We start from the raw sequence: 25005 nt of genomic DNA on the forward strand, positions 1-25005 counted from the left end.
AATAGTCACAGCCGAGATCGAGGAACTTCTGTTCCCCGATGCTTGGTGCCACGTCCGTAACCTGCGGACACGTGGCTGGCCCGCGGTCCATCACCGCCGGGTCCTCGTCAGCCGGCACCCCCCCCGGCTGTCCTTGTGGGAGGCAGAACCCCGATGCGCCGAACCCCCCTGATGAGCGGTCTCGCCACGGCCGCTCTCCTGGCCACCGTCGTCACGGTGCCCACCGCGGCCACCGCCGCGCCCGCCGGAGCCGGTGACCCGTTCGCCCGCGCCGTCGCACAGCTCAAGGCCCACTCCGACGCCGGCCTCGCGGCCGACGGCCAGACGTTCACCCCGCGCAGCGTGGTGACCGACGCCGACGGCACCGAGCACGTCCGGCTCAACCGCTACTCCGACGGCCTGCCCGTCCTCGGCGGCGACGTGGTCGTCCACCTCGGCAAGGGCGACTCCTGGCGCGGCGCGAGCCAGCGCCTCGCCAGCGCCCCGCGGCGCGCCCCGAAGGCCAAGCTCAGCGAGGCCGCCGCCGGCAGGATCGCGTACGCCGCATCGACCGCCGGGGGACGCTCCGTCGCCGGCGCGCAGCTGGTCTTCGACGCCGACGACACGGCGACCACCCTCGCCTACGAGGTGGTGGTGGCCGGCACGCACGCCGACGGCACCCCGAGCGAGCTGCACGTGCTGGTGGACGCCACCACCGGCGCGGTCCGCGACTCGTGGGAGGGGGTGCAGCGCGAGGGCACCGGCAACACCTACCACTCCGGCACGGTCTCGGTGGGCAGCAACCTCTCCGGCAGCACCTACCAGCTCGCCGACCCGGCCCGGGGCAACCACCGCACCTACGACCTCAACGGCGGCACCAGCGGCACCGGCACCCTGGTCACCAGCACCAACAACGTCTTCGGCAACGGCACCCTGACCAACCGGCAGACCGCCGCCGCCGACGCCGCCTTCGGCGCGCAGAAGACCTGGGACTACTACAAGAGCGTGCACGGCCGTAACGGCATCCGTAACGACGGCGTCGGCGCGTACAGCCGGGTGCACTACAGCAGCAACTACGCCAACGCCTTCTGGTCCGACTCGTGCTTCTGCATGACCTACGGCGACGGCGGCTCCGGCTGGTACCCGCTGACCTCGCTCGACGTGGCCGGGCACGAGATGACCCACGGCGTCACCAGCAACACCGCCGGGCTGCGCTACAGCGGCGAGTCCGGTGGCCTCAACGAGGCCACCAGCGACATCTTCGGCACCCTGGTCGAGTTCTACGCCGGCACCGCCAAGGACCCGGGCGACTACCTGATCGGTGAGAAGCTGCGCAGCACCGGCGTGCCGCTGCGCTACATGGACAAGCCCTCCAAGGACGGCAAGTCGGCGGACTGCTGGAGCAGCTCCGTCGGCGGGCTGGACGTGCACTACTCCTCGGGCGTGGCGAACCACTTCTTCTACCTGCTCGCCGTCGGCAGCGGCACCTCGTCGTACGGCACCAGCACGACCTGCAACGGCACCACCATCACCGGCATCGGCAACACCAAGGCCGGGGCGATCTGGTATCGGGCGCTGACCCGCTACATGACCACCACCACCAACTACAAGGGCGCCCGTACCGCGACCCTGTCGGCCGCTACCGACCTGTACGGCGCGACCAGCACCGAGTACAAGACGGTCGCCGCCGCCTGGGCGGGCGTGAGCGTCAGCTGATCCCGGGCCGGCGTCGACGGCCTTCTCCGTCGCCGCCGGCCCATCCCGTGCGGGTGGGGCGCGGGCACACCGGACGGTGTGCCCGCGCCCTTCGCCGTGGCCGGGCCGGACGGGTCCGCGTACCCCCGGGATGCCGGTCGGGTGACGGGGCTGTCGCCGCGCGCGGTCGCCGACCGGCGCGGACGCCGGACCGTCGCCCCGGCGGGCCTCAGCCGGCCGGCGCGGCCCAGGCGGGCGTCGGGTCGGGCGCGTCGCGGGCGTAGCGCAGCATCAGCACACCGTCCGCGGCGGCCAGCGCGTGCCGCAGCGGAAGCTGCCGGGGTGGACCGTCCGGGCCGGCTGCGATCCGCCCCGGACCCGCCCCGGCCAGCAGCGGGGCGACGGTCAGGCAGAGTTCGTCGACGAGGTCGGCCGAGGTGAGCGCGCCGAACAGGTGCGGGCCGCCCTCGCAGAGCAGGTGGCCCAGCCCCCGTCGGCGCAGCGCGGCCAGGCCGGCGGCGAGGTCGACGGTGTCCCGGCCGACCCGGACCAGGTCGACGGCGTCGGCGAGCCCCGGGGGCGCGACGGCCGTCTCGGTGGTCAGCACCACCGGACGCACCGGGGCGTCGGCGAAGGCGGCCTGTGCCGGGTCGAGCCGCAGCGACCGGGAGACGACCGCCAGCGTCGGATACTCGGCCAGGCCGTGCGCGCGACGCCAGGCCCGGCGCGGCGCACTGAGCCGCACCGCCCGGTAGCCCTCGTGTCGCAGGGTGCCGGCGGCCACCAGCAGCCCGTCGCAGAGCATCCGGAGCAGGCCGAAGACCCGCTTGTCCGGCTCGCCGGAGAGCCCGGCGGAGTAGCCGTCCACGGTGACCGCGCCGTCGGCGCTGGAGACGAAGTTGACCCGCAGCCGGGGGGTGTCGGCGCGGGCGTAGAGCGCGGTGAGTTCGGCGTCGTCCAGCGGGCCGGTGGCCGGCGTGGGCCAGACCCGGCAGATCGGGATTCCGACGCTCATTCGCCGGCCGGACCGGTGACCGGAGGGGTGGGTACGGGGGTACGGTGCTGACAGTCGCACCACTTCCGGCCGGGGCAGTCGTCGTGCCGCCGCTGTCGGCACGCTCGGCAGATCATGCCGGCAGCCTATGCGGTGGGTGGAGGGGCCAGCATGCCACGTCAGATCTTCCAGCTGAAGGTGTCCCTCACCGGGGTCCGCCCGTCGATCTGGCGGCGGGTGCTGGTCCCCGGCGGCTACACCCTCGACCGGCTGCACCGGGTGGTGCAGCACGCCATGGGCTGGCGGGACTGCCACCTGCACTCGTTCGAGATCGACGGGGTGCAGTACGGCGAGCCCGACCCGGGCGCCGAGCCGGCGATCCGCGACGAGCTGGACACCCGGCTGGACGCGGTGGCCGGCAAGGGCAGCCGGTTCGGCTACCTCTACGACTTCGGCGACTGGTGGGAGCACGACATGGTGGTGGAGGACGTCCTCGCCGCGGACCCGGACGAGCGCTATCCGAGCTGCCCGGAGGGTGCGCGGGCCTGTCCGCCGGAGGGCGTCGGCGGCCCCGCCGGGCAGTTGCTGCTGCTGGCCGCGCTTGCCGATCCGACCCACCCGGAGCACGCCACGATGCGGGACTGGGTGGGCCGACGGCACGACCCGGCGGCCTTCGACGCGGACCGGGCGACCACCCTGCTGCGCCGCTTCTGCTGACCTTCGCCGGCCCGGCGGCACGCCCCGGTCCTCATATCGATCGGGTTAAAACGCGATAGCTGGTAACGATCTGGGAACGCTCCCAACGGTCTATTGACACCCCCGACACCTGCCGGCAATCTCATGGGAGCGTTCCCAGGGCGTGGTGCGGATCACCCGCGACCACCTCCGACCGACCGGCGGCCGACGCCGGACCGGCCCGGGACGCGGTACGGCACCCCCCACCACACCCACCCAGCCTCACCATCGAAAAGGGGTCAGGATGAGCGTCACCACGCGGCGTACCCGCATTGCGGCCGCCGCCCTGGCCGCGGTCACCGCCATCGGCGGTCTCGCGGCCTGCGGCAAGGACGACGAGGCCAAGGAGTCCGGCGGCAAGCCCAGCAAGCTGGTCGTCGACACCTTCGGCGAGTTCGGATACGACGAGATCGTCAAGCAGTACGAGAAGGACACCGGGATCAAGGTCGAGCTGCGCAAGACCGCGCAGCTCGGCGAGTACCGGCCGAAGGTGGTCCGGGCGCTGGCCACCGGCAAGGGCGCGGCCGACGTGGTCGCCCTGGAGGAGGGCATCCTCAACGAGTTCAAGACGAACCCGGCCAACTGGGCGGACCTGGCGCCGCTGGTGTCCGACCACAGCAAGGACTACCTGCCCTGGAAGTGGGAGCTGGGCAAGGCGGCGGACGGCCGGCTGATCGGCCTGCCCACCGACGTCGGCAGCCTCGCGGTCTGCTACCGCAAGGACCTGTTCCAGGCGGCCAAGCTGCCGACCGAGCGGGACCAGGTGGCGGCGCTCTGGCCGGACTGGAACGCCTTCATCGAGACCGGCAAGAAGTACCGGACGGCCACCAACAAGGGCATGATCGACTCGGTCACCACCGCGGCCAGCGCGGTCATGTTCCAGCAGGGCGGTGACCTGTTCTACGACAAGGAGGACAACGTCGTCGCCGACAAGAGCGCGGCGGTGAAGACCGCGTGGGACACCGCGGTCGCGATGGCCGACGCGAAGATCTCCTCGCAGAGCGCCACCTGGTCGCCCGAGTGGTCGGCCGGTTTCAAGCAGGGCACCTTCGCGGCCACCTTCTGCCCGTCCTGGATGCTCGGCATCGTCGCGGACAACTCCGGCCCGGAGAACAAGGGCAAGTGGGACGTGGCACCGGTTCCCGGCGGCGCGGGCAACTGGGGCGGCTCCTGGCTCGCCGTGCCGACCCAGAGCAAGTTCCCCAAGGAGGCGGCGAAGCTCGCCGAGTACCTGACCAGCGCGAAGAGCCAGGTCGAGGCGTTCAAGCTCAAGGGCCCGCTGCCGACCAACCTGGAAGCGCTGAAGAACCCCGACTTCACCGGCTACACCAACGAGTACTTCAGCGGCGCGCCGACCGGAAAGATCTTCGGTGAGAGCGTCGAGAAGATCCAGCCGCTGCACCTCGGCCCGAAGCACCAGGCGGTCAAGGAGAACGCGTTCGAGCCGGCGCTGCGCTCGTACGAGAGCGGCCAGTCGCCCAAGGACAAGGCCTGGGAGCAGTTCCTGAAGGACGCCAAGACCCAGGGCGCCTTCTGATCGCTGCACCACCACCGGCGGTGGCGTCCGGGAGTCTCCCGGACGCCACCAATGGCGTCCAGTTCCGCGTACTGCCCGCCTCACCGGCCCCGCCGGAGCCGGGAAAGGACCCCGCATGAGCCTCTCGGCCACGACGGCGCCGCCGTCGCCCAGCGCACCACCCCCCACGCCTCCCCGGCGACGCAGCCGGGCGATCACGCTCAACCGCCTCGACCTCAAGGTCTCGCCGTACCTCTACATCGCTCCGTTCTTCGTGATCTTCGGCATCTTCGGGTTCTACCCGATGCTGCGCACCGCGTGGATGTCGCTGCACGACTGGAACCTCATCGGTGACCACACCTTCATCGGGTTCGACAACTACACCCGACTGTTCACCGACGAGTACTTCTGGAACGCCACGATCAACACGTTCGGCATCTTCGTGTTGTCGACCGTCCCGCAGCTGCTCCTGGCGCTCTTCCTGGCCACCATGCTCAACCGCACCTTCCTGCGGGCCCGGACGCTGTTCCGGATGGCCATCTTCATGCCCAACGTGGTCTCCGTCGCGGCCGTGGCGATCGTCTTCGGCATGCTCTTCCAGCGCGACTTCGGCCTGATCAACTGGATGCTCAGCCTGGTCGGCATCGACGCGGTCGACTGGGACGCCCAGAAGTGGAGCTCCTGGACGGCCATCGCCTCCATGGTCAACTGGCGGTGGACCGGCTACAACACGCTGATCCTGCTGGCCGGCATGCAGGCCATCCCGAAGGACCTCTACGAGGCCGCCGCGATCGACGGCGCCAACCAGTGGCGGCAGTTCTGGAAGATCACCCTGCCGATGCTGATGCCGACCTTCGTCTTCGTGGTCACCCTCTCCACCATCGGCGGGCTCCAGCTCTTCACCGAGCCGCTGGTCTTCGGCAACGGCAACATCATCGGTGGCGACCAGCGCGAGTTCCAGACCCTGGCGATGTACATGTACGAACTCGGCATCGAGAACCTCAGCACCGCCGGCTACGGCGCCGCGGTGGCCTGGGCGATGTTCGTCATGATCGCCCTGGTCTCGCTGGTGAACTTCCTGCTCGTCCGCCGTTCGGTGAAGTAAGTGAGGACCGCACCGTGAACCAGGCATCCCAGCGCCTCTGGCGCACCAGCCCGCTGCTGTACGTCGCACTCGTCGTGGCGGTGCTCTTCTCGATCTACCCCTTCTACTACATGGTGGTCATCGCCACCCGCAGCCTCGACCAGATCAACGACGTGCCGCCGCCGTTCACCCCGGCCGGCGATTTCGGCGCGAACTTCGGCCGGGTGCTCGACAACGACGCGGCGAACTTCCTCACCGGCCTGCTCAACTCGGTGATCGTCTCCAGCGTGGTCACCGTCTCGGTGGTGATCACCGGGTCGCTGGCCGGGTTCGCCTTCGCCAAGCTGCGGTTCCGGGGCCGCAACGCCCTGCTGCTGACGATCATCGTGACCATGATGATCCCGACGCAGCTCGGTCTGATCCCGCTCTGGGGCATGATCCAGGACCTCGGCTGGTACGACACCCTCTACGCGGTGACCGTGCCCTTCCTGGTCAGCGCCTTCGGCGTGTTCATGATGCGGCAGTACGCCATCCAGGCCATCTCCGACGAGCTGATCGAGGCCGGCCGGGTCGACGGCGCCAGCACCTTCCGGATCTTCTGGAACATCGTGCTGCCCGCGCTGCGCCCCGCCGCCGCCGTGCTCGGCCTGCTCACCTTCATGGAGACCTGGAACTCCTACCTGTGGCCGTATGCCGTGCTCACCCCCGAGAACCCGACCCTGCAGGTGTCGCTGGCGTTCCTGTCGTACGCCTACTACACCGACTACTCGCAGGTGTTCGCCGCGACCGCCATCGGCACCGTGCCGCTGGTGATCGTGTTCATCGTGTTCGGCCGCCAGATCATCGGTGGCATCATGGAAGGTGCCGTCAAGTCGTGAGCAACCCGACCCACCCGCCCGCCGTCGGCGTACTCGACCAGGGGCCGGAACTGACCTTCCCGCCCGGCTTCCTGTGGGGCGCGGCGACCGCCGCGTACCAGATCGAAGGGGCCGCCGCCGAGGGCGGCCGGACGCCGTCGATCTGGGACACGTTCAGTCACACCGAAGGGCGGGTGGTCGCCGGGCACACCGGCGACGTGGCCTGCGACCACTACCACCGGATGCCCGACGACGTCCGGCTGATGGCCGAGCTGGGCCTCCAGTCGTACCGGTTCTCGGTCTCCTGGCCCCGGGTGCAGCCCGGTGGCTCCGGTGCCGCCAACCAGCAGGGCCTGGACTTCTACCGGCGACTCGTCGACGAGCTGCTGGCCAACGGCATCGAGCCGTGGCTCACCCTCTACCACTGGGACCTGCCCCAGCCGTTGGAGGACGCCGGTGGCTGGCCGGTCCGGGACACCGCCGGTCGGTTCGCCGACTACGCGTCCCTGGTGGCGGACGCCGTCGGCGACCGGGTGAAGTACTGGACCACCCTCAACGAGCCGTGGTGCTCGGCCTTCGCCGGCTACGGCTCCGGATCGCACGCCCCCGGCCGCTCGGACGGGGCCGACGCGGTCCGGGCCGGGCACCACCTCATGCTCGGCCACGGCCTCGCCGTGCAGGCCCTGCGGGCCAAGTTGCCGCAGGCCCAGCTCGGCGTCACGGTGAACCTCTACCCGGTCGACCCGGCCAGCGACGCGCCCGCCGACGTCGACGCGGCCCGCCGGATCGACGGGCTGGCCAACCGGTTCTTCCTCGACCCGCTGCTGCGTGGGTCGTACCCGGCCGACCTGACCGCCGACCTGAGCGAGGTGACCGACTTCGGACACGTCCGCGACGGTGACCTGGAGATCATCTCCACCCCGCTGGACATGGTCGGCGTCAACTACTACAGCCGGTACGTGGTGGCCGCGCCGGTGCCCGGCGAGGATCCGGAGAAGTACTGGCGGACCCCGTCGTCCTGGCCGGGCAGCGAGGGCGTCCGGTTCGTCACCCGGGGTGTCCCGGTCACCGACATGGACTGGGAGATCGATGCCCCTGGCCTGGTGGAGACGCTGCGCCGGGTCCACGAGGAGTACACCGACCTGCCGCTCTACGTCACCGAGAACGGCTCGGCCTTCGTCGACACGGTGCAGGACGGTCAGGTCGACGACGTCGACCGGCTGGCGTACTTCGACGCCCACCTGCGGGCCTCGCACGAGGCGATCGGCGCGGGAGTGCCCCTGCGGGGCTACTTCGCCTGGTCGCTGATGGATAATTTCGAGTGGGCCTGGGGCTACACGAAGCGCTTCGGGATGGTCTGGGTCGACTACGACACCCAGGTTCGTATCCCCAAGTCCAGTGCCAGGTGGTACGCCGAGGTGATCCGACGCAACGGTCTGGCCGCACAATAGGCAGAGGCCAGCCAGCATTCCGGACGGCCCTGCCGCGCCGCCCGCCCCCGGGGGCGGCCGGCGGGGACCGTCCGACGTCGGAGGAGCAGACGAATGACAACGCAACGCACCCGGTCACTCGGGCGCCCGACCCTCGACGCGGTCGCCGCCCGCGCGGGTGTCGGGCGGGGCACGGTCTCCCGGGTGGTCAACGGCTCACCCCAGGTCAGTCCGGAGGCGCGGGCCGCCGTCCAGCAGGCCATCGCCGAGCTGGGGTACGTCCCGAACCGGGCGGCACGGGCACTGGTCACCCAGCGGACCGACTCGGTCGCCCTGGTGGTCTCCGAGTCGGGGGAGCGGGTCTTCACCGAGCCGTTCTTCGCCGGCATCGTCCGGGGCGTCAGCTCCGGCCTGCTGGAGACGCCGCTGCAACTCTGGCTCGCCATGGTGCAGTCCCCGATCGAACGGGAACGGGTCGAGAACCACCTGACCAACCAGCACGTCGACGGGGTCCTGCTGCTGTCGCTGCACGACTCCGACCCGCTGCCCACCCTGCTGGAGGAGCGTGACCTGCCCACCGTGCTGGGCGGCCGGCCGGCCCGGATGCTGCGCCCCGGCGCCCGGCCGTCCTGGTTCGTCGACGTCGACAACGTCGGCGGTGCCCGCAACGCGGTGCAGCACCTGGCCCGACAGGGCAGGCGACGGATCGCCACCATCGCCGGCCCGCAGGACATGGGCGCGGGCCTGGCCCGGCTGGTCGGCTACCGGGAGGCGGTGGAGGCCACCGTCGGCATGCTCGACCCGCGCATGATCGCGTACGGGGACTTCAGCGAGGGCAGCGGCGCGGCGTGCATGAAGCGGCTGCTGGACGCCTGCCCCGAGCTGGACGCGGTTTTCGTCGCCTCCGACCTGATGGCGTTCGGCGCGCTGCGGACGCTGCGCGAGGCGGGCCGCCGGGTGCCCGAAGACGTCGCCATGATCGGTTTCGACGACTCACCGGTCGCCCAGCAGGCCGATCCGCCGCTGACCACGGTCTTCCAGCCGGTGGAGGAGATGGGTCGGCAGATGGCCCGACTGCTGGTGGCCCGAATCCGTGGCGACGAGATCCCCACCCCGCACATCCTGCTGGACACCGAGCTCATCCAGCGTGCCTCCACCTGAAGCGCTTCGACAGCTCCGGCCTCCACCGGTGTCCCCGCCCGGCCGGGCGGCGAGGTGTTCCCTCCGGAGCGGCACCGGCCGAGCGGACCGCCGCCGATGCGCCGGCGGTCAGGACCAGCGGCGCAGTTCGCGTTTGGCCAGGGACGACCGGTGCACCTCGTCGGGGCCGTCGGCGAGCCGCAGGGTGCGGGCCTGGGCCCAGAGCCCGGCGAGCGGGGTGTCCTGACTGACCCCGGCGCCGCCGTACCCCTGGATCGCCTTGTCGATCACCCACTCGGCCATCGCCGGTGTGGCGATCTTGATGGCCTGGATCTCGGTGTGCGCGCCCTTGTTGCCGACCGTGTCCATCAGCCAGGCGGTCTTGAGCACCAGTAGCCGGGCCTGCTCGATCCGCACCCGGGACTCGGCGATCCACTCCCGGACCACGCCCTGCTCGGCCAGCGGCCGGCCGAACGCGATCCGCTGGTTGGCCCGCCGGCAGAGCAGCTCCAGGGCCCGCTCGGCCATTCCCACCAGTCGCATGCAGTGGTGGATGCGGCCCGGCCCGAGCCGGGCCTGGGCGATGGCGAACCCGGTGCCCTCGACGCCGATCAGGTGCTCCGCCGGCACCCGCACGTCGGTGAAGTCGATCTCGGCATGGCCGCCGTGCGGGGCGTCGGAGTAGCCGAAGACGGTCATGCCCCGCCGGACGTTCACCCCGGGGGTGTCCCGGGGGACCAGCACCATGCTCTGCTGGCGGTGCCGGTCGGCGTCCGGGTCGGTCTTGCCCATCACGATGAAGATCTCGCAGCGGGGGTCCATCGCCCCGGACGACCACCACTTGTGCCCGTTGATCACGTACTCGTCGCCGTCGCGGACGATCCGGGTGGCGATGTTGGTGGCGTCGGAGGAGGCCACCTCCGGCTCGGTCATGCAGAACGCCGAACGGATCTCCCCTGCCAGCAGGGGAGTCAGCCACCGCTCGCGCTGCGCCTCGGAACCGAACTCGGCCAGCAGCTCCATGTTGCCGGTGTCCGGGGCGGCGCAGTTGACCGCCTCGGGGGCCAGGTGCGGGCTGCGGCCGGTCAGCTCGGCCAGCGGGGCGTACTGGAGGTTGGTCAGCCCGGCGCCGTAGCGCGGGTCGGGCAGGAAGAGGTTCCACAGGCCGCGCCGACGCGCCTCGGCCTTCAGCTCGGCGAGCACCGGGGAGCGGGACCACGGGTCACCGGCCGCCGCGACCTGCTCGGCGTGCACCGGCTCGGCCGGCAGGACGCACTCGTCCAGGAACGCGCCGAGTCGCTCGCGCAGTTCGACGGTGCGGGCGTCGTACCCGAAGTCCATCACTTCTCCCTGACCGCGTGCAGACCGTGCTCGACCAGCGGCGTCACCATCTCGCCGATCCGGTCGAAACCACCGCCGAGGGTCTGCCCCAGGGTGTGCCGGTAGTGGATTCCCTCGCAGATCACCGCGAGCTTGAAGCAGCCCAGGGCCAGGTGCCAGTGCAGCGGCCCCACGTCGACGTCGCTGCGCCCGGCGTACCGGTCGATCAGCTCGGCGCCGGTGGGGAAACCCGCACGCGGGCCGAGCCCGTCGGCGACCGGGTTGCCCTCGGCGAGGTCACTGTCGCCGAGCACGTCCCAGTAGGTCAGCAACAACCCCAGATCGGCCAGCGGGTCGCCCAGGGTGGCCATCTCCCAGTCCAGCACCGCCCGCACCGACACCGGGTCGACGGTGGTGAGCAGGTTGTCCAGCCGGTAGTCGCCGTGCACGATCCGGCCGGCGTTCACCCCCTCGGGCACCGAGGCGGCCAGCGCGTCCCGCAGCTCGTCCACCCCGGGCAGTTCCCGGCTGCGGGACCGGTCGAGCTGGCCGGCCCAGCGCCGTACCTGCCGGCCGAGGTAGCCCTCGGGGCGACCGAAGTCGGCCAGCCCCACCTCGTCGGGGTCGACGGTGTGCAGTGCGGCGAGGGTGTCCATCATCGTCCAGGCCAGCTCGCGGCGCTGCCCGTCGGTGAGCGGATCGGTCTGCGCCCGGGTACGCAGCACCTCGCCCGCCACCCGCTGCATCAGGTAGAACGGTGCGCCGATCACCGCCGGGTCGACGCAGAGCAGCAGCGCCTCGGGCACCGGCACGGCGGTCGGCGCGAGCGCGGCGATCACCCGGTGCTCACGGGCCATGTCGTGCGCGGTGGCCAGCACGTGCCCCAGCGGTGGACGGCGCAGCACCACCTCGCGCCCGCCACCGTGCAGCAGGTAGGTCAGGTTGGACTTGCCGCCGGTGATCAGGGTGGCCCGCAGCGGCCCGTCGGCCAGCTCCGGTCGGTGCGTGGCCAGCCAACCGCCCAGCCGATCGAGATCCAGCCCCCGGGGTGCGCCGGGCGGGGCCGCAGGTGCCCCGGGCGAGGTCGGACCGGTCCCGGTGCCGCTGCCTGGGAACGCCTCGACGGCCGGCTCGGTCATCCGAATAGTTGATGGCAGGTCAGCCGGGTTGTCAAGGTCAGCGATTTTCCGCCGGGGACATGCCACGGCAACAGGGGCGAAATGGTCAGCCGGCAGGCTGGGAACCAGCCTGCCGGCCGTGCGCGGTCGGCCCGCCGAGCGGAGGGACAGACATGTTGCTGAGAGTTCGGGTGACCCTGCCGGACCGACCCGGGACACTCGGCCAGGTGGCCCGCACGCTCGGCGTCTCCGGAGCCGACATCGTGCAGGTCGTGGTGCTGGAACGGCTCGGCGGCCGGGCGGTGGACGACTTCACCGTGGTCTGGCCGGGGGCCGCCCGGGTCGAGGGGCTGCTCGCCGGGCTCGCCGCCATCCCCGGGGTACGTGTCGACGGGGTGTGGCGGGCGATCGGCGCACCGACCACCACCGGTCAGGACGCCGAACTGCTCGCCCAGGTGGCGGCGAACCCCACCGACGGGGTGGCCACCCTGGTCGACGCGGTACCCGGGCTGCTCGCCGCGGACTGGGCGGTGGCCGCCGTCGTACCGGTGGACTGGGCCTCGCGGGCCGGTGGTGGGACGGCGACCGTCGGCCATGCGAGCTGGCGTGCCCCGGAGCCGCCCCGGCTGCCCGAGGTGACCCCGCTGCGGGCCCGCACGCTGACCGTCGCCGACGGCACGCACTATGCGATCGCGCCGTTCGGCCGGGCCGGGCTGGTGCTGGTGGTCGCCCGGGACCACACCGAGCCGCTGACCGCCGCCGGTTTCCACGCCACCGAGGTGGACCGGCTCGCCCAGCTGGTCCGGGCCAGCGCGGTGATCCTCGGTGACCGGCTCGACCTGGTCGGGCCGCAGTCGGTGACCACCGTCACCTGACCTGGGCGAACGGTTGCCGGTGCGACACCGCCGGGCAACGCCGCGGCAACAGGCGCCGGGCAGGGTTCGTGGTGGGGAAGGGAGTGGACATGGCGCTGTGGCGGATCCGAGCAACCGTGGACGACCGGCCGGGTTACCTGTCGGTCCTCACGGCGAGTCTCGCGTTGCGGGGGGTCAACATCCTCACCGTGCAGGTGCACACCACCGAGGTCGGCGCGGTGGACGACTTCCTGGTCGACGCGCCGGACGCGCTCGGCGAGGCGGATCTGATCGCCGCCGTCGAGCGGGGGCGGGGCCGGGACTGCTGGGTGGCGCGCAGCGAGGCGCGCGGCCTGGCCGACCAGCCGACCCGGGTGCTCGGGCTGGCCACCCGGCTGGTCGGCGACCCGGAGCAGACCGGTGAGGTGCTCCGCGCCACCCTCGGCGCGGACGAGGTGACCTGGCGGCCGACGCCCGCCACCGGGCACGACGCGGTGGGCACCACGACCATGCTGCTGACCGACCCGACCGGCGGCTCGTACGAGCTGCGCCGGCAGGCGCCCAGCTTCACCCCGGCGGAGTACGCGCGGGCGCAGGCGCTGGTCGAGCTGGCGGCGGCGGTGGCCCGGCGGGAGGCCGACCGGGTGACCCTGGCGCTGCCCGACGGGGCGGAGCTGACCGTCCGGCCGGCGACCGCCGACGACCTGGCGGGCGTGGTGGAGCTGCACGAGGGCTGCTCGGCGCGGAGCCGGCAACGGCGGTATCTGAGCGGGGCGGCGGTGCCCTCGCCGACCCGGCTGCGCCGCCTTCTGGAACCGGCCCGAGGGCTGACCCTGGTGGCGACGACGACCGGCGCCGGCGGGGCGGCGGAGACGGTCGTCGCGCTGGCCAACCTGCTCGCCGAGGGCGACGAGGCGGAGGCGGCGCTGCTGGTCCGGGACGACTGGCAGCGGCGTGGCCTGGGCACCGCGCTGCTGCGCCGGCTGCTCACCCATGCCGAGCGGGCCGGGTACGCGGCGCTGGTCCTGCACATCCAGGTGGAGAACGCGCCGATGCTCCGGACGGTGGCCCGGCTGGGCCGGCCCGCGCCGATCGAGCGGGACGGCGCACTGCTCACCGTGACCGTCCCCCTGGTCGCCCCGGCGGCCGGTGGCCCGGTCACCGACGGGTCCGGCCGCCCCGGCGCGACCGTGGGCGGCGGCCCTCGGCGGACGAGCCCCACCGGCGGGGTCTGCTGACCACCCGCCGACCGAGACGACCCGTACGGCACCGGGCGGGGGCAATCCTTCCGGTGCATGGCCGAACTCCGATGCGGAGGACGGTGTAGAAGCAGGGCCCCCGGTGCGGGGGCCCTGCCCATTTCCGGGCCTGCCGTTCCCGTCGTGCCTCGCGCTGCGCCGCACCGGGGCGTGCCGCGGTCGTGCCTTCTGCGTGCCGTCGCGGCCATCCCGTGGCCGGGCTGCGGGGCGTGGGCCGCGGCAGGGCCGGCCGAAGAGAAGCGCGGGCCACTCCGGCGGTCCCCAGGTCGCCGGTCGGGGTGGAGGTTCTTCGGGTCTCCCGGGTTGGCCCTTCACAAACCGGTGACACACCCATTACATTGGCGAGCATCCATGGGAGCGCTCCCGCGCCTCCTTCGGCCCCCACCACCACCCGCCTCCGGCGGCCCCCACCACCACCCGCCTCCGGCGGCCCCCACCAACCGCGACGCCCCGTCCCCGCGTCCGGTGGGTGCCGCCGGAGGCACCACCGACAGGAGTCCCGCCATGCAGCACCCGAACCGGGCCGGCCGGTCGGGCGGGGGCCGCCCTCGGCTCCGCCGCCTGTTCGCCGCCGGGGTCGCCCTGACCAGCGGCCTTGCCCTCGCCGTCAGCGCGCTCCCGCTCACCGCCGGGGCCGCACCGATCGGCACCGAGCGCGCCGCCACCGCCGCCGCGCCCGCGTTCAACTACGCGGAGGCGTTGCAGAAGTCGCTCTTCTTCTACGAGGCGCAGCAGTCCGGCAAGAAGCCGGCCTGGAACCGGGTCTCCTGGCGCGGCGACTCCGCGCTCAACGACGGCGCCGACGTCGGGGTGGACCTCACCGGCGGCTGGTACGACGCCGGCGACCACGTGAAGTTCGGCTTCCCGATGGCGTTCAGCGCCACCATGCTGGCCTGGGGCGCCGTCGAGTACCGGGCCGGTTACGTCGCCTCCGGACAGCTCACCCCGCTGCTGAACAACCTGCGCTTCGTCAACGACTACTTCGTCAAGGCGCACCCCGCGCCGAACGTCCTCTACGGGCAGGTCGGCAAGGGCGACGACGACCACAAGTGGTGGGGCCCGGCCGAGGTGATGGCGATGGCGCGGCCCGCGTACAAGATCGATGCCAGCTGTGGCGGCGCGGACCTGGCGGGGGAGACGGCGGCGGCGATGGCCGCGTCGTCGATGGTGTTCCGGCCCACCGACGCCGCCTACGCCGACAAGCTGCTGACCCACGCCAAGCAGCTCTACACGTTCGCCGACACGGTGCGCAAGAACTACCACGAGTGCATCACCGACGCGACCAGCTTCTACAAGTCGTGGAGCGGCTATCAGGACGAGCTGGTCTGGGCCGCGATCTGGCTGCACCGGGCCACCGGCGACGCCACCTACCTGGCCAAGGCCGAGAGCGAGTACGACAAGCTCGGCACCGAGCCGCAGTCGACCACCCGGTCCTACAAGTGGACCCTCGCCTGGGACAACAAGCAGTTCGGGGCGTACGTGCTGCTGGCGAACCTGACCGGCAAGCAGAAGTACGTCGACGACGCCAACCGCTGGCTCGACTACTGGACGGTCGGCGTCAACGGCCAGAAGGTGCCCTACTCGCCCGGTGGGATGGCCGTCCTCGACTCCTGGGGCGCGCTGCGGTACGCCGCCAACACCAGCTTCGCCGCGCTGGTCTACAGCGACAACACCACCGACGCCACCCGCAAGGCCCGGTTCCACGACTTCGCCGTCCGGCAGATCAACTACGCGCTCGGCGACAACCCGCGCAAGTCCAGCTACATGATCGGGTTCGGCAGCAACGCGCCGAAGAACCCGCACCACCGCACCGCGCACGGTTCCTGGTGGGACAGCCAGACGGTGCCGGTCGAGACCCGGCACGTGCTCTACGGCGCGCTGGTCGGCGGCCCGTCCTCGGCCAACGACGCGTACACCGACAGCCGGTCCGACTACGTGATGAACGAGGTCGCCACCGACTACAACGCCGGCTTCACCTCCGCCCTGGCCCGGCTCTCCTCCGAGTACGGCGGCACCCCGCTCGCCGACTTCCCCACCGCCGAGAAGCCGGACATCGACGAGCTGACCGTGGAGACCACGGTGATGCAGGCCGAGCCCCGGGCCACCGGGCTGAAGGCAATCGTCTACAACAAGTCGGCGTTCCCGGCGCGGGCGCTGACCAAGGGGAAGTTCCGCTACTACTTCCGCCCCGAGGGCAGCACCGCCGTCCAGGTCACCCCCGGCTACACCCAGGGGTGCCCGTCGCCCTCGACGGCCAAGCAGCTCTCCGGCGACATCTGGTACGTCGAGGTCGACTGCACCGGCCAGACGATCGCCCCGGCCGGGCAGTCGCAGCACCGGATGGAGGTGCAGTTCAAGATCGGCGTACCGGAGGGCGGCACCTGGGACCCGACCAACGACCCGTCGTACCAGGCCACCGCCGGCCCCAACCGCAAGGTGACGCTGTACGACGGGACCACCCGGGTCTGGGGTGACGAGCCGACCTCGACCCCCACCGACACCACCCCGCCCACCGTCCCCGGCACCCCGGTCGCCTCCGCGATCACCTCCACCGGCCTGACGCTGACCTGGCCCGCGTCCACCGACACCGGCGGCAGCGGACTGGCCGGCTACGACGTCGTCCAGGAAATGGTCGGCAGCGACGCGCTGATGTCGTACCGCACCACCACCAACAGCCTGACCCTGACCACGCTCTCGGCCGCCACCAACTACCGGTTCTGGGTACGGGCCCGCGACGGCGCCGGCAACAACTCGCTGTCGTCGTCGGTGCTCGCGGTGGCCACCCCGTCCGGCAACGGCTCGGACACCACCGGACCGACCCAGCCGGGCACCCCGGACGCGTCGAACATCGGCACCAACGGGCTCACCCTCAGCTGGACGCCGTCCACCGACAACGTCGGGGTCACCGGCTACCGGGTCTACAAGACGTCCTGGCCGGGGCCCCTGCTGATCGGCACCTCCACCGGCACCACCTTCCCGGTCACCGGGCTGACGCCGGACACCTCGTACGGGTTCTACGTCATCGCGATGGACGCCGCCGGCAACCCGTCGACCCCGTCGAAGACCCTCACCGTGCAGACCCTGCCGGACACCTCGACGCCGACCCCCACCCCGACCGCGACGCCCACCCCGACCCCCACGCCCACCCCGACCCCCACGCCCAGCCCGACCACGCCCGCCTCGACGTGCAGGGTCGGCTACACCACCAGTGACTGGACCAGCGGCTTCACCGCCAGCATCACCATCACCAACACCGGTACGGCCGCGCTCAACGGCTGGAACCTGGCCTTCACCTTCCCCCACAGCGGGCAGAAGGTCGGCCAGGGCTGGTCGGCGACGTACGCCCAGACCGGTGCGGCGGTGACCGCGACCAGCATGTCGTACAACGGGGCGCTCGCTCCCGGCGCGTCCACCAACATCGGCTTCAACGGCACCCACACCGGCAGCAACCCCAAGCCGACCACCTTCACCCTCAACGGGGTGACCTGCACCGTCGCCTGACTGACGCTGCGCTGAGATCTTGGACAGTTGCCGTGCGCCTCGAACGGCAACTGTCCAAGATCTCGTTCACGCGGTGCCAACTCGGGGTGCTGCTGATGCTGGGCTGGAGGAGGGACGCTGCCCGGGGGCGTGGGACGGGTGTCACCGGGGAGTGGGACGGTGCCGTCGGGTGCGGGCGACGTCAGTCGGCCAGTTCCTCGGCCAGCAGATCCATCAGCAGGGCATCGTGCCAGGTGCCGTCCTCGGCCCGCTCGTAGCGACGCATCACGCCGACCGGCCGGAAACCCACCTTTGCGTACGCCCGGATGGCCGCGCTGTTCGTCGCGGCCGGGTCGATGGTGAACCGATGGTGACCGTGCTCGTCGATCAGGTGCCGGGCCAGGGTGCGGATGGCGTCCCCACCGAGCCCGACGCCACGACGCGGTGGGTCGGGGAAGATGTCCATCGCGGCGTGCCGGTAGTCGGGTTCCGGCTCGGCGTACCACTGGATCGCCCCGACCACCTGACCGTCGTGCTCGATCACGTACACCGTCAGGTCGTCGTCGGCGAGGTCGGCGCGGATGCCGGCGGCCCTGGAGCCCCGGTGTGGTGGGCCCGCGCCACGCCGGTGCCGGCCCGGCGGGTGGTAATTTCGCCCGGCGGCGGCAACGTCGCCACCCGTCCGGCGTCACGACCGGACGGTGTGGATCGTCCGGCGGCACGAGCCGGGCGGGCAGACCGGGCGGCGGACGGAGGCGGTGACCCTTGGCGGACTGGCTGGCGGCCCTGGACCGTCGCGCTGAAGTGCGGGCGAGGGCGGGGCTCACCCGCACCCTGCGCCCCCGCGCCGCCGGTGACCCGAGCGGACTTCGCGCACACCCCGGAGGCATCGTGGAGTGTGCCCCGCAGTCGCGAACCGGGGTCATGCCGTGAGTGCGAGGAGTGAGCCGGTGTTGCGAGCCCCGCAGTCGCGAACCGGGGTCACGCCGTGAGTGCGAGGAGTGAGCCGGTGTTGCGAGCCCCGCAGTCGCGAACCGGGGTTACGCCGTGAGCGGGTGGAAGGGCGCGGTGCTGGTCACCGGGACCGACACCGAGGTGGGCAAGACGGTGGTGACGGCGGCGATCACCGCCGCCGCGCAGGCCGCCGGCCTGCGGGTCGCGGTGGTCAAGCCGGGCCAGACGGGTACGGCCACCGGCGAGCCCGGCGACGTCGACTCGGTCACCCGGCTGGCCGCTCCGCTGACCGGCCGTACCCTGGCCAGTTTTCCGGACCCGCTCGCCCCGCTCGCCGCGGCCCGGGTCGCCGACCTGGAGCCGTTGGAGCTGTACACCGCTGTCGACGCCATTCGCGCGGAGGTCGACAAGCACGACCTGGTGCTCGTCGAGGGGGCCGGCGGGCTGCTGGTGCCGATGGGGCTACGTCCGTCCGGCGAGGCATGGACCGTCGCCGACCTGGCCGTGTCGCTGGGTGCTCCCGCGGTGGTGGTGGCCCGCGCCGGGCACGGCACCCTCAACCACACCGCGCTGACCCTGGAGGCGTTGGAGCGTCGGGCCGTGCCCGCCGGGGTGGTGATCGGTGCCTGGCCGGCGGAGCCGCAGCTGGAACACTGGGTGAACATGACCGATCTGGTGCCCAACCTGCTCGGTGCGCTGCCGACCGGTGCCGGGGCGATGGACCCGGGGGTGTTCCGCCGATCCGCCCCGGGCTGGCTCACTCCCGACCTGTACGGGGTGCTCGACGACTGGCGCACCTGGGCCGAGGACGCCGGCTGAACACCTGACCGGGGCCGGTTGAGCACCTGACCTTCGTCGGTGCCCGATCCGCCGCCCCCGTCGGTAGCCTGGCCTGCGTGCGCGGTGGCGAGCAGAGGCGTCGACGGCGCGGGGACCTGCTGTTGTGGGCCGTGTTCGCGGCCCCGGTGGCGTACGCCCGGCTGACCCCGCCGTACGGGCGGTGGGCCGTACCGCTGCTCGTCGCCGCGATGGCGCTGCTCGCGTCGGCGGTGCTGGTCGGTCGGCGGTCGCCGGTGGCGTCGGTGCTGCTGCTGCCGATCGGCCGTGGTCCACCCTCACCTTCGTCAGGTCCGTCGGTGTGACGGTCCGGAGAGGGCCCGACAAACATTGATCTATGTCTTTTCGGGGGCTACCCTCGGCTCGTCCAGGGTCGGCAAGGACCACACGGAGGACCGATGGTGCACCAGGAACACCCATCCCCGTGCTGCGGCGGCGACGAGGCAGCGCCGCCGCCGGCCGGGCTCACCCGCCGTACGCTGCTGCGCGGCACCGCGCTGACCACCGGGGCCCTGGCGGTCGGGGGGGTCGTCGGCCTGCCCGGGGTGGCCCACGCCGCGCCCGCGATCTACAACCCGTTCGCCGGTTACCCGATCACCGGCACCTGGCAGGACCACCTGAACAGCGGTTCGCTGGGCGGCATCGACTTCGGGATGGGCGTCGGCACCAACCTGCCGGCCTGCGGCGCCGGCACGATCCAGAACATCCCGAACAACGGTACGGGCGGCCACACCGTCACGATCCACCACGCCGACGGGTACCGCAGCCAGTACATGCACCTGTCGCAGTTCCTGTTGGCCGACGGCGCCGCGGTCGGTGCCGGTGCGATCGTGGGCCGATCCGGCGGCGCGGTCGGCGCCCCCGGCTCCGGCAGTTCCACCGGCCCGCACCTGCACTGGCACATGATCAATCCCAGCGGGACGCGGATCAACCCGTTGACCTACGTCGGCCAGAACCCGGGTGGCGGTGGCCTGCCCAAGACCTCGACCGAGCAGGACGGCATCCCGGGGCCGGTCTGTTACAAGCGGATGCAGAACTGGCTGCGGATCACCGCCGGCTACACCGGCCCGATCGACGGCGTACCGGGAACGAACACCTGGGCCGCCCTGCAACGGGCCATGCGTGGCTACGGCTACACCGGTCCGATCGACGGCGTGCCGGGAACGAACACCTGGAAGGCGGTGCAGCGACTCGCCGCCGGCTGGGGCTACACCGGCCCGATCGACGGGGCGCTGGGGCCGAACTCGTGGCGGGGCTTCGCCCGGTTCCTCAACCAGAACAGCTGGGACTGAAACCGGCACAGGTCAGCCTGAAACCAGGACAGCTGGGACTGACCCGTCGGCAAGCGCGTGGCGGGCCCCGTACCCCTGGATGTCGTGCGGCCGGTCTCACTCGGTGGTCCGGGCCGGGCGGGGTCGGTCGTCCTCGGCCGAGCGTGGAGCGACCACCTGGACGCCGCCGCTCGCGTGCCGGTCGTGGGTCTCGATCCAGCGGTCCAGGGCGGTGCGGCAGGCATGGTCGACGTGCCGTAGGCCGCCCAGGTCCAGCCGTACCGTCCGGTCGTCGGGCAGCTCGTCGAGCGTGGTGAGGATGGTGGGCAGCCGCAGGAAGGTGGCGTTGCCGGTGATCGCCACGTGGACCGGGTCGGCGTCGGCGCGGACGGTGACCCGGACGTGGGACGTCTCCCACGCGGTCTTCACCACGGCCAGCCCGAGGCCGATCAGCACGCCGGTGAACATGTCGGTGCCGAGGATCGCGGCGGCGGTCACCACCAGCACCACCGCCTCGCCCCGGTGCTCCCGCCACAGCTCCGGCAGGGCCCGCCACGGCAGCAGCTTGCCGCCGGCGTGCACGAGCACGGCGGCGAGCGCGGGCAGCGGGATCAGCCCGACCAGGCCGGGTACGGCGGCGACGAAGAGCAGCAGCCAGGCCCCGTGCAGCACCCGGGACGCCTTCGTTCGCGCGCCGGCCCGCACGTTGGCGGAGCTGCGCACGATGACGGCGGTCAGCGGCAACGCGCCGAGCAGGCCGCAGACGGTGTTGCCGGTCCCCTGGGCGACGAGTTCCCGGTCGAAGTCGGTGCGTGGCCCCTCGTGCAGCCGGTCGACCGCCGCCGCGCTGAACAGGCTCTCCGCCGAGGCGACCAGGGTGAACGTGACGATGGTGGCGAGCACCCCGGGGTCGGCGAGGGTGCCCCAGTGCCCGAACGACGGTCGGATCGCCGCGAGCAGCCCCTCCACCTGGATGGTGTCGACCGGTAACCCCCGTACGGTGCTCACCCCGGCTGCGGCGACGACGGCGACCAGCGCGCCGGGGACCATGCGCAGCCGGCCGGGCAGGGCGTCCCAGAGCACCATGACCACGAGCGTGGCCGAGCCCACGGCGAGCGACACCCGCGCCGTACCGGAGTCGGTGACGTCACCGACCAGGGCCGGTAGGCCGGTGAGCGCGGCGAGCCCGGAGGGCGGCGTGTCGGCGCCGGCCAGGACGTGCAGCTGGCCGGCGACGAGCAGCAGGCCGATGCCGGCGAGCATGCCGTGCACCACGGCCACCGAGATGGCCCGGAACCACCGGCCGAGCCGCAGCAGCCCCAGTCCGATCTGGAGCAGGCCGGCGACCAGCACGATGGTGCCGAGGCCGGCCAGGCCGTAGCGGTCCACGGCCTCGGCGACCAGCACGGTCAGACCGGCCGCCGGGCCGCTGACCTGGAGGCTGCTGCCGGGCATCAGGCCCACGAGCAGGCCACCGACAACGCCGGTGACCAGGCCGAGTTCGACAGGTACGCCGGAGGCGACGGCGATGCCGACGCAGAGCGGCAACGCGACGAGGAAGACGACGAGGGAGGCGGGCAGGTCGGCGCGGAGGGTGCGCCACTTCAGGGCGGAGGGCATGGTTCACATCCAGGAGGCTGCGCGGCGGGCACGGGTCGGCCGGCACCGCCCGTCGCCGGGGCACCGGCCAGCGGTACGACGGGACAGGCGTGCGGTCGACGGGTGTTGCGGAACGTTCCGGACGACTCCGTCGTCCCGGCCGTTCCGGACGACTCCGTCGTCCCCGGCCCGGCCGTACGTCGTGGGTCGGGCGGACGGGCGGACAGGCGGCGGTGGTGGGTGCGGCCTCAGCCGGTCAGCAGCGCAGCACGCTCACCCGGAGCGGGCCGGGGGCGACGTCGGCGGTGAGTGGACGCCCGTGCGGGGCGTGCCGCCGCCGGGACGGCGCACCGCAGGCGTGGCAACTCTCCGGGGCCACCGGCTCGCGGCGCTCGACCGCCTGCTGGTGCCGCCCCGTCCGGCTGACCACCGCGGCACCCCGCCCGAGAAGGTCCCGCACCCCCCACGCCGTTCCTCCACCCACGCCCGGCCCTGCCGCGTCGACCAGGAGGTCTGCGCCACGGTGGAACTCCGACGGGCCGGCAACCTCCTGATCGACCTGGGTGTTCCGCGGGACGGCGGCGGGTGTGGTGGTGGGGTCGAGGGTGGGGCGACAGGTGACCGCGACATGGAGCAGGAGAAGGACGGCGAGCAGTGGAGCGAGGGCGACTAGCCTGCGTTGCACCTCCACCCCCCCAGGCCGGTACGGGTGCCCGCGCGACCGCGCGTCACACCGGGTTCAACCCGGGGCAGGGACCGCCGGTTACGCAGTTTCAGCAGGTGAGCGAGGTGCGGTTGGCGCGACGTCGGTTCGCTGGGTGCTCGGGTGCCTACATCGGGCAGGGGGTCCAGGTGTACCGGTGCGCCGCCGGTAGTTGGACGTTCGTGGAGCCGGCGGCCCACCTGCGGGTCGGTCGCGGCAATCGGCAGGGCTGCCGGGGGGCGTCGCGCCACCCGGCGCCACCCGGCGCCTGCCGGGCCGGTCGGACGGTCGGCGTGCCGTACCAGGCCCGGTACGTCTTCTTCGCCCCGTCCGTTCCCTGAGTCGTCCTCGCCCGGTGGCTGGGGCCGGCGTGGTGTGCCAACGTCGACGGACGCCCCCGGGAACAGCCCTCCGGCACGCTAACGGGCGGCGCCCGGCGGGGCCGGGTCCAGCTCCCAGACGGTGGTGCGCTTCACCCGGACGCTCTCCAGCGCCTCGGGCACCGGCACGTCGTAGGCGGCCAGTTCGCGGAAGCGTTCCCGGGGCAGGAACGCCCGGCCCGGGTCGCCGACCAGCACCCGGGCGCCGGATCGGGCGGCCCGCAGCAGGAAGCGCAGCACCCGACGGGCCATCGCCTCGCTGTAGAAGACGTCCCCGGCGAGCAGCACCTCGGCGTCGGCGGCGTCGCCGTCGAGGACGTCGGCCAGTTCGGCGTCGACGCGTACCCCGTTGGCCCCGGCGTTGAGGGCGACGGCGGCGACGGCCCGCTCGTCGATCTCCACCGCCCGGACGGCCGCCGCACCTGCCTTCGCGGCGGCGATGGCGACCAGGCCGGAGCCCGAGGCGAGGTCGAGCACCCGGCGGCCGGCGACCGACTCCGGATGGTCGGTGACGTAACGGGCCAGGCCCTGCCCGCCGGCCCAGGCGAAGGCCCAGAACGGCGGCGGCTGGGCGCTGCGGAACTCGCCCTCGGTCAGTTCCCACAGCCCGATCGGCTCGTCGGCCTGGTGCAACCGCACCTCGGGTACGAAGGCGACCGGGGTGAGCCGGGCGTGCAGCCGGACGAAGGCCGCGGAGAGTTCGGACACCCGCCCAGGATGTCAGTCGCGCGATGGTCGGGTCGGCGCACCCTCACCGCCCGGCGGTCGGCGCTTCCCGACGCCGATCCCCGGCGTGTCGCGGGTGGGGAGTGACCGGTTCACCACTGTCGGTGTTAACCCGCCCCGCACTTGCCGGTCCGCGCGAACACGCCCGTCTACCGGCTTCCCCCTCCGCCTCATAGCGTGGCGAGTGGACAAGACCGACGGGAGGACGAGGCGGTGGTGATGGTGTGGCGGAACGCGCTACGGGTCGGGGTGGTGCTGGCCTGCCTCTCGGGGACAGGGCTCGCCGGGCCGGCACCGGCATCGGCGGCGGACCGCTTCGCCACCGTGCTGAGTGGCCTGCCGGATGAGTTCACCGCCGATGACCAGGTACGAACGGTCTCGGCGGTGGTGTCCCGCAGGGGTAACGGCGGGTGTGTGAAGGTCCGCTGGTCGATGGTGCTCTCGGTGCAGGGGCTGCGGCTGGACCAGGTCAAGATGGACCGGATCGAGGAGTCCGGCTCGTTCCCGCTGGAGATCAAGTCGGAGGGGGACGTCGCCCGGCTGACCGACCGGCAGCTCGACCCGGGCACCCTCTGCCCGGACCGGACGGTCACCGCCACCTACCGGGTGGCGTTCGCCGAGGACGTCACCCGCGGCCGGATCACCATGGCCGCCGAGGCGTACGACCCGAACCTGCGGCTGCTCGCCCGGCAGAGCGCCACCCGGCAGGTGGTCGGCACCGCGCCGCCCACCACGCCGGCCGCCGAGCCGACCACCGAGTCGCCGGAGCCGACGGAGGAGGCGTTGGAGCCGACCGAGCCGACGGAGGAGGCGCTCGCCGAGGTGCCGCCGCCGGCTGCGGCGAACCGCTCGGCCAACCAGAGCGGGGGCTTCGGGGTGGTGCAGGCGGCGTTCCTGCTCGGCGGGCTGCTGCTCTTCCTCGGTGTCGGCCTGCTGATGCGCCTGCGGCAGCTCACCCGGACCGCGGCCGACGGCGGGGAGGCCGATGCCCGTCCGGTCCGTCGGCCCGTCCGCTGGACCACCGTCCGACGGTGATCGGGGGCCGCCGGGGCCGGGTGGCGCCACCACCCGGCC

At 72.6% G+C, this 25005-nt stretch carries 22 protein-coding genes and 1 pseudogene; 16 read left to right on the forward strand and 7 right to left on the reverse strand.

What is annotated here, in order from left to right; genetic code table 11:
• Positions 1-153: 153 nt before the first annotated feature.
• Positions 154-1695: a M4 family metallopeptidase gene (locus ACIG87_RS20235; protein WP_396852263.1), complete on the forward strand. Its 1542-nt coding sequence runs from the start codon at positions 154-156 to the stop codon at positions 1693-1695.
• A gap of 208 nt (positions 1696-1903) precedes the next feature.
• On the opposite strand, the gene ACIG87_RS20240 is transcribed toward ACIG87_RS20235, so the two are convergent.
• A complete protein-coding gene (locus tag ACIG87_RS20240; RefSeq protein WP_396852264.1) occupies positions 1904-2689 on the reverse strand; it encodes a pyrimidine reductase family protein in 786 nt (261 codons plus the stop codon).
• 150 nt (positions 2690-2839) lie between these two features.
• Between ACIG87_RS20240 and ACIG87_RS20245 the strand changes: the two genes are divergently transcribed.
• The 6 genes from ACIG87_RS20245 to ACIG87_RS20270 all read left to right on the forward strand — a co-directional run bounded on the left by ACIG87_RS20245 (position 2840) and on the right by ACIG87_RS20270 (position 9451).
• Entirely contained in the window at positions 2840-3385 is a 546-nt protein-coding gene (locus ACIG87_RS20245) for a plasmid pRiA4b ORF-3 family protein (protein WP_396852265.1), read from the forward strand.
• Positions 3386-3647: 262 nt separating this feature from the next.
• Positions 3648-4940: an ABC transporter substrate-binding protein gene (locus ACIG87_RS20250; RefSeq protein ID WP_396852266.1), complete on the forward strand. Its 1293-nt coding sequence runs from the start codon at positions 3648-3650 to the stop codon at positions 4938-4940.
• A 115-nt stretch (positions 4941-5055) separates the two neighbouring features.
• Entirely contained in the window at positions 5056-6024 is a 969-nt protein-coding gene (locus ACIG87_RS20255) for a carbohydrate ABC transporter permease (RefSeq protein ID WP_396852268.1), read from the forward strand.
• 14 nt (positions 6025-6038) lie between these two features.
• Positions 6039-6881, forward strand: a complete 843-nt coding sequence (locus tag ACIG87_RS20260; protein ID WP_396852269.1) for a carbohydrate ABC transporter permease — start codon at positions 6039-6041, stop codon at positions 6879-6881.
• Positions 6878-8311, forward strand: a complete 1434-nt coding sequence (locus ACIG87_RS20265; protein ID WP_396852271.1) for a GH1 family beta-glucosidase — start codon at positions 6878-6880, stop codon at positions 8309-8311. The genes ACIG87_RS20260 and ACIG87_RS20265 overlap by 4 nt, the downstream gene beginning before the upstream one ends.
• Before the next feature lie 93 nt (positions 8312-8404).
• Entirely contained in the window at positions 8405-9451 is a 1047-nt protein-coding gene (locus ACIG87_RS20270; RefSeq protein ID WP_396852273.1) for a LacI family DNA-binding transcriptional regulator, read from the forward strand.
• Between the two features lie 108 nt (positions 9452-9559).
• Here ACIG87_RS20270 and ACIG87_RS20275 read toward each other — a convergent pair whose 3' ends face one another.
• A complete protein-coding gene (locus ACIG87_RS20275; protein ID WP_396852275.1) occupies positions 9560-10771 on the reverse strand; it encodes an acyl-CoA dehydrogenase family protein in 1212 nt (403 codons plus the stop codon).
• A complete protein-coding gene (locus ACIG87_RS20280; RefSeq protein WP_396852276.1) occupies positions 10771-11889 on the reverse strand; it encodes a phosphotransferase family protein in 1119 nt (372 codons plus the stop codon). Before ACIG87_RS20280 ends, ACIG87_RS20275 begins: the two co-directional genes overlap by 1 nt.
• Positions 11890-12041: 152 nt before the next feature.
• On the opposite strand from ACIG87_RS20280, the gene ACIG87_RS20285 reads away from it, so the two are divergent.
• The 3 genes from ACIG87_RS20285 to ACIG87_RS20295 all read left to right on the forward strand — a co-directional run bounded on the left by ACIG87_RS20285 (position 12042) and on the right by ACIG87_RS20295 (position 17482).
• Entirely contained in the window at positions 12042-12743 is a 702-nt protein-coding gene (locus tag ACIG87_RS20285; protein WP_396852278.1) for an amino acid-binding protein, read from the forward strand.
• Positions 12744-12832: 89 nt separating this feature from the next.
• On the forward strand, positions 12833-13960 hold the full coding sequence (locus ACIG87_RS20290; protein ID WP_396852280.1) for a GNAT family N-acetyltransferase: 1128 nt from the start codon (positions 12833-12835) through the stop codon (positions 13958-13960).
• Positions 13961-14485: 525 nt separating this feature from the next.
• The gene (locus ACIG87_RS20295) at positions 14486-17482 is read left to right on the forward strand and encodes a glycoside hydrolase family 9 protein (RefSeq protein ID WP_396852282.1); all 2997 of its coding nucleotides are present in this window, start codon (positions 14486-14488) and stop codon (positions 17480-17482) included.
• A gap of 181 nt (positions 17483-17663) precedes the next feature.
• Here the strand turns inward: ACIG87_RS20295 and ACIG87_RS20300 are convergent, their stop codons facing one another.
• A complete protein-coding gene (locus ACIG87_RS20300) occupies positions 17664-18044 on the reverse strand; it encodes a GNAT family N-acetyltransferase (RefSeq protein ID WP_396852398.1) in 381 nt (126 codons plus the stop codon).
• A gap of 182 nt (positions 18045-18226) precedes the next feature.
• Between ACIG87_RS20300 and ACIG87_RS20305 the strand changes: the two are divergent.
• The 4 genes and pseudogenes from ACIG87_RS20305 to ACIG87_RS20320 form a co-directional block, all read left to right on the forward strand.
• A pseudogene (locus ACIG87_RS20305) lies at positions 18227-18343 on the forward strand (8-amino-7-oxononanoate synthase); the annotation flags it as partial.
• Positions 18344-18529: 186 nt separating this feature from the next.
• On the forward strand, positions 18530-19234 hold the full coding sequence (gene bioD, locus ACIG87_RS20310) for a dethiobiotin synthase (RefSeq protein WP_396852400.1): 705 nt from the start codon (positions 18530-18532) through the stop codon (positions 19232-19234).
• Between the two features lie 77 nt (positions 19235-19311).
• Positions 19312-19557 carry a hypothetical protein gene (locus ACIG87_RS20315; protein ID WP_396852284.1) on the forward strand — a complete coding sequence of 82 codons (246 nt, stop codon included), beginning with the start codon at positions 19312-19314 and terminating at the stop codon, positions 19555-19557.
• A gap of 93 nt (positions 19558-19650) precedes the next feature.
• Positions 19651-20544, forward strand: a complete 894-nt coding sequence (locus ACIG87_RS20320; RefSeq protein WP_396852286.1) for a peptidoglycan DD-metalloendopeptidase family protein — start codon at positions 19651-19653, stop codon at positions 20542-20544.
• Between the two features lie 96 nt (positions 20545-20640).
• Here the strand turns inward: ACIG87_RS20320 and ACIG87_RS20325 are convergent, their stop codons facing one another.
• Both ACIG87_RS20325 and ACIG87_RS20330 read right to left on the reverse strand, forming a co-directional pair.
• Positions 20641-22143, reverse strand: coding sequence for a SulP family inorganic anion transporter (locus tag ACIG87_RS20325; RefSeq protein WP_396852288.1), 1503 nt, complete (start codon positions 22141-22143; stop codon positions 20641-20643).
• A 235-nt stretch (positions 22144-22378) separates the two neighbouring features.
• Positions 22379-22582 carry a hypothetical protein gene (locus ACIG87_RS20330; protein ID WP_396852289.1) on the reverse strand — a complete coding sequence of 68 codons (204 nt, stop codon included), beginning with the start codon at positions 22580-22582 and terminating at the stop codon, positions 22379-22381.
• Between the two features lie 63 nt (positions 22583-22645).
• On the opposite strand from ACIG87_RS20330, the gene ACIG87_RS20335 reads away from it, so the two are divergent.
• Positions 22646-22795, forward strand: coding sequence for a hypothetical protein (locus ACIG87_RS20335; protein ID WP_396852291.1), 150 nt, complete (start codon positions 22646-22648; stop codon positions 22793-22795).
• Positions 22796-23244: 449 nt separating this feature from the next.
• Here ACIG87_RS20335 and ACIG87_RS20340 read toward each other — a convergent pair whose 3' ends face one another.
• Positions 23245-23913, reverse strand: coding sequence for a class I SAM-dependent methyltransferase (locus tag ACIG87_RS20340; RefSeq protein ID WP_396852293.1), 669 nt, complete (start codon positions 23911-23913; stop codon positions 23245-23247).
• Positions 23914-24108: 195 nt separating this feature from the next.
• Here ACIG87_RS20340 and ACIG87_RS20345 point away from each other — a divergent pair, with 195 nt between their 5' ends.
• Positions 24109-24966 (forward strand): hypothetical protein, encoded by an 858-nt coding sequence (locus ACIG87_RS20345; protein WP_396852294.1) that lies wholly within the window; start codon positions 24109-24111, stop codon positions 24964-24966.
• The last annotated feature ends 39 nt before the right edge of the window (positions 24967-25005 follow it).

It is taken from the genome of Micromonospora sp. NPDC051925 (genome assembly GCF_044548625.1).
In the GTDB taxonomy this organism is placed as follows: domain Bacteria; phylum Actinomycetota; class Actinomycetes; order Mycobacteriales; family Micromonosporaceae; genus Micromonospora.

Excerpts from the sequence above, each read along its gene's own strand:
- ACIG87_RS20245 (WP_396852265.1), top strand. The coding sequence starts at position 2,840 with ATGCCACGTCAGATCTTCCAGCTGAAGGTGTCCCTCACCGGGGTCCGC.
- ACIG87_RS20290 (WP_396852280.1), top strand. The coding sequence starts at position 12,833 with ATGGCGCTGTGGCGGATCCGAGCAACCGTGGACGACCGGCCGGGTTAC.
- ACIG87_RS20235 (WP_396852263.1), top strand. The coding sequence starts at position 154 with ATGCGCCGAACCCCCCTGATGAGCGGTCTCGCCACGGCCGCTCTCCTG.
- ACIG87_RS20275 (WP_396852275.1), bottom strand. The coding sequence starts at position 10,771 with ATGGACTTCGGGTACGACGCCCGCACCGTCGAACTGCGCGAGCGACTC.
- ACIG87_RS20295 (WP_396852282.1), top strand. The coding sequence starts at position 14,486 with ATGCAGCACCCGAACCGGGCCGGCCGGTCGGGCGGGGGCCGCCCTCGG.
- ACIG87_RS20270 (WP_396852273.1), top strand. The coding sequence starts at position 8,405 with ATGACAACGCAACGCACCCGGTCACTCGGGCGCCCGACCCTCGACGCG.
- ACIG87_RS20280 (WP_396852276.1), bottom strand. The coding sequence starts at position 11,889 with ATGACCGAGCCGGCCGTCGAGGCGTTCCCAGGCAGCGGCACCGGGACC.
- ACIG87_RS20285 (WP_396852278.1), top strand. The coding sequence starts at position 12,042 with ATGTTGCTGAGAGTTCGGGTGACCCTGCCGGACCGACCCGGGACACTC.
- ACIG87_RS20250 (WP_396852266.1), top strand. The coding sequence starts at position 3,648 with ATGAGCGTCACCACGCGGCGTACCCGCATTGCGGCCGCCGCCCTGGCC.
- ACIG87_RS20240 (WP_396852264.1), bottom strand. The coding sequence starts at position 2,689 with ATGAGCGTCGGAATCCCGATCTGCCGGGTCTGGCCCACGCCGGCCACC.
- ACIG87_RS20255 (WP_396852268.1), top strand. The coding sequence starts at position 5,056 with ATGAGCCTCTCGGCCACGACGGCGCCGCCGTCGCCCAGCGCACCACCC.
- ACIG87_RS20325 (WP_396852288.1), bottom strand. The coding sequence starts at position 22,143 with ATGCCCTCCGCCCTGAAGTGGCGCACCCTCCGCGCCGACCTGCCCGCC.
- ACIG87_RS20320 (WP_396852286.1), top strand. The coding sequence starts at position 19,651 with ATGGTGCACCAGGAACACCCATCCCCGTGCTGCGGCGGCGACGAGGCA.